Here is an 8,914-nt window from a genome sequence, read left to right as displayed (position 1 = left end):
CCAAACCAGTTGGTCAAGGAACAGGACTGGGGTTGTCTATTAGTTACCAAATAGTAACCGAGCAACATGGAGGAAAATTAAGGTGTATTTCTCAACTGGAAAAAGGTACTGAATTTATGATAGATATTCCCATTTAACCTAGTCATTGTCATTAGACATCTCCAGAAAAGAGGGAACAGGGAGAAATAATTGACAATTTTTAGATAAGAATTGATTTTATTTTTCATTTTTGGAGATGTCTATTGCTAAAATCTCACTAAAAACTTGAAGTCTACCTAAATTAAATCTGCTTACTAATATATTATGCTTAACCTTCCTAAATACTACCTAAGCGAAAACTTATACCAAGGTACGCGCACTATGGTCTATCGTGGCCAGCGTATCTGTGACCAGAAACCAGTAATTATTAAAGTATTACGCAACCCCCACCCCACTTTCAATGAATTAGTCCAATTCCGTAATCAATACATTATCACCCGTCATCTGGAACATCCAGCTATTGTGCAACCTCTAGCCCTAGAACGCTACGGTAATAGTTACGCCTTGGTGATGCCAGATAATGGAGCGATCGCTCTTTTAAATTATTGGCAAAACTCAGAGCAAACTCTCAGCAATTTTCTCCACATCGCTATTCAACTGAGTGAAGCTCTCCACTATCTGAACCAACAGCGCATCATTCACAAAGACATTAAACCAGGTAACATTATTATAAATCCGGAAACCAAGCAAGTCCAACTGATAGACTTTAGCATCTCTACTCTACTGCCCAAAGAACAACAACAACTAATTAGTCCCAACGTCCTAGAAGGAACTCTAGCTTACATTTCCCCAGAACAAACTGGACGGATGAACCGAGGAATTGACTATCGCACCGACTTCTATTCTCTAGGTGTAACTTTTTTTGAACTTCTAACAGGAAAATTACCCTTTACTACTACCGACCCCATGGAATTAGTCCATTGTCATATTGCCCAAATACCAAAAATAGGGAACAGGACAGAAATTCCTCAAGTATTGTCGGATATAATACTGAAGTTAATGGCGAAAAATGCGGAAGAGCGTTATCAGAGTGCTTTGGGTCTCAAGCACGATCTAGAGCAATGTTTACAACAGTTACAAGCAACAGGAGAAATTACACAATTTGAGCTAGGTAGTAAAGATTTATGCGATCGCTTCCTCATCCCTGAAAAGCTCTACGGACGAGAAACAGAAGTACAAAAACTACTGAACGCCTTTATTCGCGTAGCGTCTCCGCAGGAGAAACGAGTTAGCAATCCTCCCCAAACCCCCATTTCCCCCAACCCCCCTTTGAAAGGGGGATACGGAAGAGCAGAAATGATGTTAGTGGCAGGGTTTTCGGGAATTGGAAAAACAGCAGTCATCAATGAAGTACATAAACCCATAGTTAAACAAAGAGGGTATTTCATCAAAGGCAAATTTGACCAGTTTAACCGCAATATTCCTTTCTCTGCATTTGTGCAAGCGTTCCGAGACTTGATGGGACAATTGTTAGGGGAGTCAGATGAGGAACTAGCTGTATGGAAAGCTAAAATTCTGGATGCCGTAGGAGAAAACGGACAAGTAATTATAGATGTAGTGCCAGAAGTAGAAAGAATAATTGGTACTCAACCAGAAGTTGCGGAACTATCAGGAAGTGCAGCGCAAAATCGTTTTAATTTATTGTTTAGTAAATTTCTACGGGTATTTACCACAAAAGAGAATCCTTTGGTAATTTTCCTGGATGACCTACAATGGGCGGACTCAGCATCGTTAAACTTGCTCAAGTTATTGATGGATGAGTCGGAAGTTGGTTATTTATTAGTGTTAGGAGCATATAGAGATAACGAGGTATTTCCAGCTCATCCATTGATGTTGACATTAGATGAAATTAATAAACAAGGGGCAAATATTGAGACTCTAACTCTAACACCTTTGAGTGAAACAGATATTAATCGTTTGGTAGCTGAAACATTATTGTGTGCGACATCTATAGCAGCGCCCTTATCCGAGTTAGTCTATCAGAAAACAAAGGGTAACCCGTTTTTTAGCACCCAATTTTTGAAAGGGTTGCATGAAGATGAGTGTATTAAATTTGAGGCAGATGCAGGGTACTGGCAGTGCGATCTAACAGAAGTACGACAGTTAGCACTCATAGATGATGTGGTAGAATTTATGGTAGGGCGGTTGCAGAAACTGCCAGAAACTAATCAGAATGTACTGAAACTAGCAGCTTGTATAGGGAACCAATTTGACTTAGCCATATTAGCAGTGGTGTGTGAGCAGACTCAAGATGAAGTAGCAGGGAATTTATGGCGAGGTTTACAAGAAGGGTTTGTAATTCCCAACAGTGACAGTTATAAATTTTTCCAAGGTGAGGAACAACAGGAGAAAAGTTTAGAAAACATTTCAGTGAATTATCGGTTTTTACATGACCGAGTGCAACAAGCAGCTTATTCTCTAATTCCTCAAGGACAAAAACAAGCTACCCATTTACACATCGGACGTACTCTGTCAAAAAACCTTTCTCCAGAACAACAGGAGACAAATATTTTTACAATTGTCAATCACTCGAACCAGGCAATTGAATTAATTACTGATAGGACAGAACAAGAAAATTTGATTCAACTCAATTTAACTTCTGGAGAAAAAGCTAAAGGTTCGGCAGCTTATACAGCAGCATTAAAATATTTTCAAACGGCGTTGTCTTTATTAGATGGAGAAAGTTGGCAAACAAATTATCCATTAACCTTAAAATTACATGAGAATTATGCAGAAGCAGCTTATCTGACTGGTGATTTTGAATTGATGGAAACCATAATTGAACAAGTTCTGAATCATCAGCAAGACTTGCTTGATAGCGTTAAAGTCTATGAAATAAAAATACAGGCTAAGATGGCTCAAACGCAACAGTTATCAGCTTTGAATATAGGTATAGAGTTCTTGGGTTTATTAGGCATTAAGGTTCCAGAATCACCTGGAATTGAGGATTTACAGGTGGAACTGGCCGCAATTTCCCAATTGATGGAAGGTAAAACAATTGCCACTTTAGCAGACTTACCGCTGATGGAGGATGTGAACCAGTTAGCCAAAGTAAAGATTCTCACAAGTTTACTTCCTGCCTGTTATCAAGCCAAACCTAGTCTTTTCCCGTGGGTAGATTGTAAACTTATGCAGTTATCTATCCAATATGGAAATACGCCCCAATCTGCACTTACCTATGCCGCCTATGGCGTGGTTTGTATTTTGGCATTACAGGACTTTACCTCGGCTCAGGAATATGGAAAACTTGCTTGCCAGTTAGATTTAAACCCTCAAACAGGTAATGGTGTTGATGGTACTTATTCTACAGGAGCTTGCATAACCCATTGTTCAACTCATGTTAAGGAAGCAATTCCCTTATTACTTAAGGCTTATCAAGCTGGACTTGAGACAGGCAATTTCCAGTTTGGGGGGTTTGCCATTTCCAAGCGATCTGAATACCTTTATTTAATCGGTCATAACCTTTCTGCTGTTAAAGTCGAAATGGCAACTGCAAGTCATGCTCTCGCTACTATGAAACAAGAAAATACCTTGGCTTGGAATCAAGCTTTTGAACAAGGAGTTCTCAATTTATTGGGAGAGTCGCAAACTCCATGGGAACTAATAGGAACAGCCTATAATGAAACTGAGTCTGTCCCATTTCAAATCGCTGCTAATGACCGCACAGCACTCCATTTTGTTTATCTGAGTAAGTTGATTCTTTGTTATTTATTCGAGCAAATTCCCCAAGCAGTAGAAAATGCTGTACTAGCAGAGTCTTATTTAGATGGAGTAGCTGGTTATTTGGATGAGTATGTGTGGAATTTCTATGACTCTTTGAGTCAGTTAGCTCGTTATGGTGATGCCGAGACATCTGTGCAGAAAAGTATTCTTGAAAAGGTTGAGACTAATCAGAACAAAATGCAATACTGGGCTAACTATGCTCCGATGAATGGTCAACATAAGTATGATTTAGTAGCAGCAGAACGTCACCGAGTTTTAGGAGAAAGATTTGAAGCAATAGAGCTTTACGATCACGCTATCACCGGAGCTAAAGAAAACGAATATCTTCAAGAAGAAGCATTAGCTAACGAACTGGCAGCTAAATTCTACCTCGACTGGGGTAAACAGAAGGTGGCAGCAGGCTATATGCAAGAAGCTTACTATTGTTATGCTCGGTGGGAAGCTAAAGCTAAGATTAATCAACTAGAAGCCAAATACCCTCAACTACTTACCCCGATCCTGCAACAGCAACAGGTAGAATTGAATCCCCTTGATAGTATCGAGTGGGTGACTCAAACACTAACCTCAAAAACAAACACTCAAACTACTAGCACGGGATTATCTGACACCTTAGATTTGGCAGCTATCTTACAAGCAGCTCAAGCCATCTCCAGTATCATAGAGTTGGAAACACTATTAGGCAACATTCTACAGATTATTCTCACCAATGCTGGGGCACAAAAAGCTGTTTTATTGATTACAGAAAGTGAACGGTGGCAACTGCGGGCAATAGCACAACTGAAAACAGATGGTACAATAGAGACTGATACCTACTCACAACCTCTAAATACACAGAGTCCAGTCCCCATTCGCTTGATTCAATATGTGAAAAATACACAGTCTGTTGTACTCATTAATGAAAGCAAAACCGAAATTACTGGCATCCTCGAAGGGTACTTACTTACTTATCAGCCCCAAAGTGTGTTTTGTGTGCCACTATTGCATCAAGGTGATTTAGTGGCTATTTTGTACTTATAACATCCTACAACCAAAGGTGTGTTTACGACACAACGGCAGACAATAATTGAATTTCTCTGCGCTCAAGCTGCCATTGCTCTGAAAAATGCTCAACTCTATGAGCAAGCTCAACAAGCACTGCGAGATTTACAAAAAGCACAACTACAAATAGTTCAAAGTGAGAAAATGTCAGCATTAGGAAGTTTGCTGTCTGGTGTTGCCCATGAAATTAATAATCCTTTGGGGTTTATTGCAGGCAATGTCTCCATGGCTCAAGACAACCTAACTGACTTATTAGAACATTTGGAGCTATATGAAGAGAATACTGCTGCTGAAGAAATAGAAGATCATGCCGAAGACATTGATTTGGAATATCTACGAGAAGATTTTCCCAAGATATTAAAGTCAATGAATGTGGGAGTAGAGCAGATGAAAAATATCAGTACCAGTCTGAGAATATTTTCCCGCAAAGATCAGGAGCATAAGACGAAGTTTAATATCCATGATGGCATAGAGAGTACCTTAGTAATTCTCAAACATCGTACTAAAGCTAACCATAAACGTCCGGCAATAGAAATAATTAAAGAATATGCGGAACTACCGGAAATCAAATGTTTTCCAGGTCAGTTGAATCAGGTATTTATGAATATTTTGGCAAATGCAATAGATGCTTTTGAGGAGGCGAATGTGGGTAAAACTTATGCTGAAATAGAGAAAAAACCGAATCAAATAAACATAAGCACTACCAATGTAGATGAAAATGAAGTCAAGATAGAAATAGAAGATAATGGTAGTGGAATGAAGCCAGAAACGAAAGAGAGAATATTTGAGCAAGGGTTTACCACGAAAGGAGTAGGTAAAGGAACAGGTTTAGGAATGGCGATCGCTCATCAAATTATCACTGAAAAACATGGTGGTGAAATCACCTGTGACTCGACTGTTGGAGAAGGTACGATCTTGAGAATTATCTTACCAATTGTGTGAAATATGAGTTATATTATTTCCCGATGATTAGGTATGATAAAACTTTATCCTCCTTAATACCTTATTTTTTTCTCTTCTTCTATGCTGAATTCTGAATTCATGTAGGGGCGAATAGCCATTCGCTCCCTACGAATTCTGACTCCTCCCTTGTTATTTATAACTATTCAACCGCAATAATATTACTCAGTGAGAATCCCCACAGCTTTTATTTGCTCCAGGTATACCCACAGTCACCACAACTGTATATAGACTTGTGGATTGAAATATTGTCACTGTTGCACCAGGGGCATCTGGTGGATACAAAAAGCCTAAAAATTAGTATCATCAACTTTGCTTTCTTCCAGATTATGGTACTCAAGCTTTTGCCTTAAAAAATTTTCAATCCCTCTGATTTTCCCCATCTGACGTTTTTGCTCTCTTAGCAACCTTAAGTCCTTCTCCCTTAGACTCTTGGCTGCATTGTTGATGTCTGTTGTGTTGTGTTCTATTTTATTCTCTATCTTCCCAATGTACCGGAACACGGCCCAACTCCCAACAACAACACTTACAAAAGTCCCTAACATTCCAAATGTTACAACTGTTTCAGGAGTCATATTCAGTTAGATTTTCTACACTAATTGACTTTTGTTTTTTATAAATATTCTAACATTTGCTATTGATGTCTTACTAATTATATAAAAGATTTTTATGGCCAAAATAAAAAGAGGTTTGTTGACCTCTTGAATAATTAAATAGTTGTTAGTTAATTCATAAATGATTAAGCACCGCTTTGAATTCCAGTAGTGTCTGAATAAGCACTGGTTGTAAAAACTTGCTTGAATACTACTGTCCAGCTTTCGGTTTTTGTTAAAGTTCCATCATTTTCGTTGGTTGCTGTTGTTTGAACATTGGGCGCTGAGACTGTACTTACGGTTGGGTCTCCTGTAGAGACAACCGCGTTATAAGTAGCTTGCCCTTTACTGTAAGCGTCTATTATTTCTTGCAAAAAAATAACGCCCGTTATTCCAGCAGGTAAAGGTGCATTTCCTACAGCATCATCAAACCAAGTTTTTAAGTTACTGTCGTCAATTTCTGCAATGATATCGGCAGTAGTTAACATTTTAATCTCCGTTTAAGTTCTCTATCGTTACTGACCATCGTATATCCATCTCTGGATGATTTTCTACCCAATTAGAATTTTTCCAAAATTTTCGGTAAATTGCTAATTGTCTAGTCGCTGTTGAACTATTAAGTAGTTCAACAACTGTAGGAAAAGATATCAGTAACGGTTCCTCTCTGATGTAAATTTTATGGTCACTAGAAATATTGAGAAGTGAGCTTTGTTCATTGCTAAAAACGAATCTGACAACTCCATAAGATTTATAACCAGAGTATGGAATTTTCCATCTTTCCCAATTAGTAGAAAAAATAAATCTAAACAGTGAATTTTTATTAACTAAGGTAGGGAAAATTTCTAAGTTAGATGATGGAAAATAATCCACACATATTTGATTCCAGGTTCCGTAACTATCAGTAGTAGTCATTAAGCAGTTAGCTTTTGTCTTCTAATTGCAGCAGAAGCTCCTGTGATGGTTTTGCCGTTAATAGTTCCAGGCGTAGCACCTTGGTATTTTGCCAGCAAAGCTTGTTTTTTGGTTGGGTCACAAAACATCCTGTAAGAACCCCTTCTTGCTGTATCTCCAGCACCAGTAGTATAGTAAACGTTTATTACATCAAGATAACCAACTCTCATTAATTCTGCCGTATCATACAACGGCGTATTTGAGCTATTGGCATCAGTCGCAGGTGTTATTCCTGTCTCACCCTTATTTTCTGATGTGTATTTAGTTGCACTAGCCTTAAAGTGAGACTTTTGTGGAGTGCCGGACGGGGCGTATTCCACATAACAAATTTGAGTAGCAGCCATATTTTTCTATAAAGTAATGTGTTTAGATGTAAATTACCGATAATCTACTCGGTATTGGTCTCTACAACTTGTGATGGTAGAACTCCCCCAAGCTTTCCCAGGTAGTCCCTGCATAGCATCTACTAATTTAGCAATTGGACAATAGATATTAGCAGCACCACGCTTTCCGTTAGGTTTCCGAAAATTAATTCTTAGACTAACTATCAAGCCTTGTTTAAGAGCCTCCATAGGTCTGACTTTAAATGCTCTGGCTTCCCCTTCATTCTCGTGTTTAGTCATTCCTAAGTCAGCAGCTACAGAGTCATAGTTCTTAGATAATCTCATACCATAAGTGGCCCCTGCACCGCCTCCCTGGGCTGTTCCACTAAAAGAATAAAATTCTGTTTCAGTTAATACGGGCATTTACTTGACGAATCCCTTCAACTCTTCATCTTCATTGTATTAGCTAGCGCTTGGCTAATGTATGACATACGGCTCCACACCTGATCAGGTCTAGAACAGTTGTAGGGAGTTTTTTTAAACGTCTGGTAAAGTACCTTGATAAATTTCTCCTTTAGAGGAACAAAGGACTATAGGCTTGTCTAGTAAAGACAGAAAAAGCCTTGCACTGGTAAAGTGGACATAGCCGACAGGTCTTTGCCTAAACCTCTTGACGTTCATACCTAGGACGTTGGTATTTTCAGGTATCGTAGGGTAAGCTTGGGCAGAGTTCTCTGTTATCTTATGGAATATTCTGGTGGTGTTTATGGTTTTTCCTAACAAGCTGTAAACCTTAGTAAAAAATTCTATGCCGTCTTGTTTATTAAAAACGTGGAGATGACTTTCTATTCCGTTAACTTTATCCTTACAGCTAACTGTCTCTTTACCCCTGTGGATTTTATAAGGCTCTGGCAATAAAAAATTATCTTTAATTTTTTTGGCTAAGTTGACAACTTCAATATTAGTTAGCTTAGAAAGATTAGGATAAGTTTTTGGGTCATCAGTTCTCCCGGTTAGCCTAAATGTATGGTGAGATTTGATTCTGCTGTAACCTACCTCAACGTCCTCTCGTTTTTCCCAGAAGCTTAACATAATAGTAGGCAAGCCTCTAAAACTAACAGTGCTGTAAGCAGGAACATCAGTATCTCCAGCTACTACGGCTGTAGACCGCATAGCATCTAAAAGTTGCTGTCTTAGCTCTGTATAAGTACCCGCCAAAACCTCCGAGTCAGTCTCAACCGTCCTATCCTTCCAAAAACGGATAATCATATATCCCTTCTCTCTAGC

8 protein-coding genes and 1 pseudogene are annotated in these 8,914 nt (G+C 38.8%); 3 read left to right on the top strand and 6 right to left on the bottom strand.

The features are described 5' to 3' along the window. From ACP6PK_RS05870 to ACP6PK_RS05860, 3 genes are all read left to right on the top strand, one after another. The coding region (locus tag ACP6PK_RS05870; RefSeq protein ID WP_426558573.1) for an ATP-binding protein at positions 1-137 on the top strand (137 nt) is incomplete at its 5' end. Positions 138-303: 166 nt separating this feature from the next. Further along, the gene (locus tag ACP6PK_RS05865) at positions 304-4,779 is read left to right on the top strand and encodes an AAA family ATPase (RefSeq protein ID WP_426558571.1); all 4,476 of its coding nucleotides are present in this window, start codon (positions 304-306) and stop codon (positions 4,777-4,779) included. A gap of 18 nt (positions 4,780-4,797) precedes the next feature. Continuing rightward, positions 4,798-5,742, top strand: a complete 945-nt coding sequence (locus ACP6PK_RS05860) for a sensor histidine kinase (RefSeq protein ID WP_426558569.1) — start codon at positions 4,798-4,800, stop codon at positions 5,740-5,742. A 308-nt stretch (positions 5,743-6,050) separates the two neighbouring features. On the opposite strand, the gene ACP6PK_RS05855 is transcribed toward ACP6PK_RS05860, so the two are convergent. The 6 genes and pseudogenes from ACP6PK_RS05855 to ACP6PK_RS05830 form a co-directional block, all read right to left on the bottom strand. Continuing rightward, a complete protein-coding gene (locus tag ACP6PK_RS05855) occupies positions 6,051-6,335 on the bottom strand; it encodes a hypothetical protein (RefSeq protein WP_426558567.1) in 285 nt (94 codons plus the stop codon). 164 nt (positions 6,336-6,499) lie between these two features. Next, a complete protein-coding gene (locus ACP6PK_RS05850; protein ID WP_426558565.1) occupies positions 6,500-6,841 on the bottom strand; it encodes a hypothetical protein in 342 nt (113 codons plus the stop codon). 1 nt (position 6,842) lies between these two features. Continuing rightward, a complete protein-coding gene (locus ACP6PK_RS05845; RefSeq protein ID WP_426558563.1) occupies positions 6,843-7,265 on the bottom strand; it encodes a hypothetical protein in 423 nt (140 codons plus the stop codon). Next, on the bottom strand, positions 7,265-7,648 hold the full coding sequence (locus tag ACP6PK_RS05840) for a hypothetical protein (protein WP_426558561.1): 384 nt from the start codon (positions 7,646-7,648) through the stop codon (positions 7,265-7,267). The genes ACP6PK_RS05845 and ACP6PK_RS05840 overlap by 1 nt, the downstream gene beginning before the upstream one ends. A gap of 33 nt (positions 7,649-7,681) precedes the next feature. Beyond that, the gene (locus tag ACP6PK_RS05835) at positions 7,682-8,050 is read right to left on the bottom strand and encodes a hypothetical protein (RefSeq protein WP_426558559.1); all 369 of its coding nucleotides are present in this window, start codon (positions 8,048-8,050) and stop codon (positions 7,682-7,684) included. A gap of 114 nt (positions 8,051-8,164) precedes the next feature. Further along, positions 8,165-8,914: pseudogene (locus ACP6PK_RS05830) on the bottom strand (hypothetical protein); the annotation flags it as partial.

It is taken from the genome of Dapis hubbardiae BLCC-M172 (genome assembly GCF_050016015.1).
Taxonomy (GTDB): domain Bacteria; phylum Cyanobacteriota; class Cyanobacteriia; order Cyanobacteriales; family Microcoleaceae; genus Trichodesmium.
This window is presented reverse-complemented; position numbering and strand designations above follow the sequence as displayed.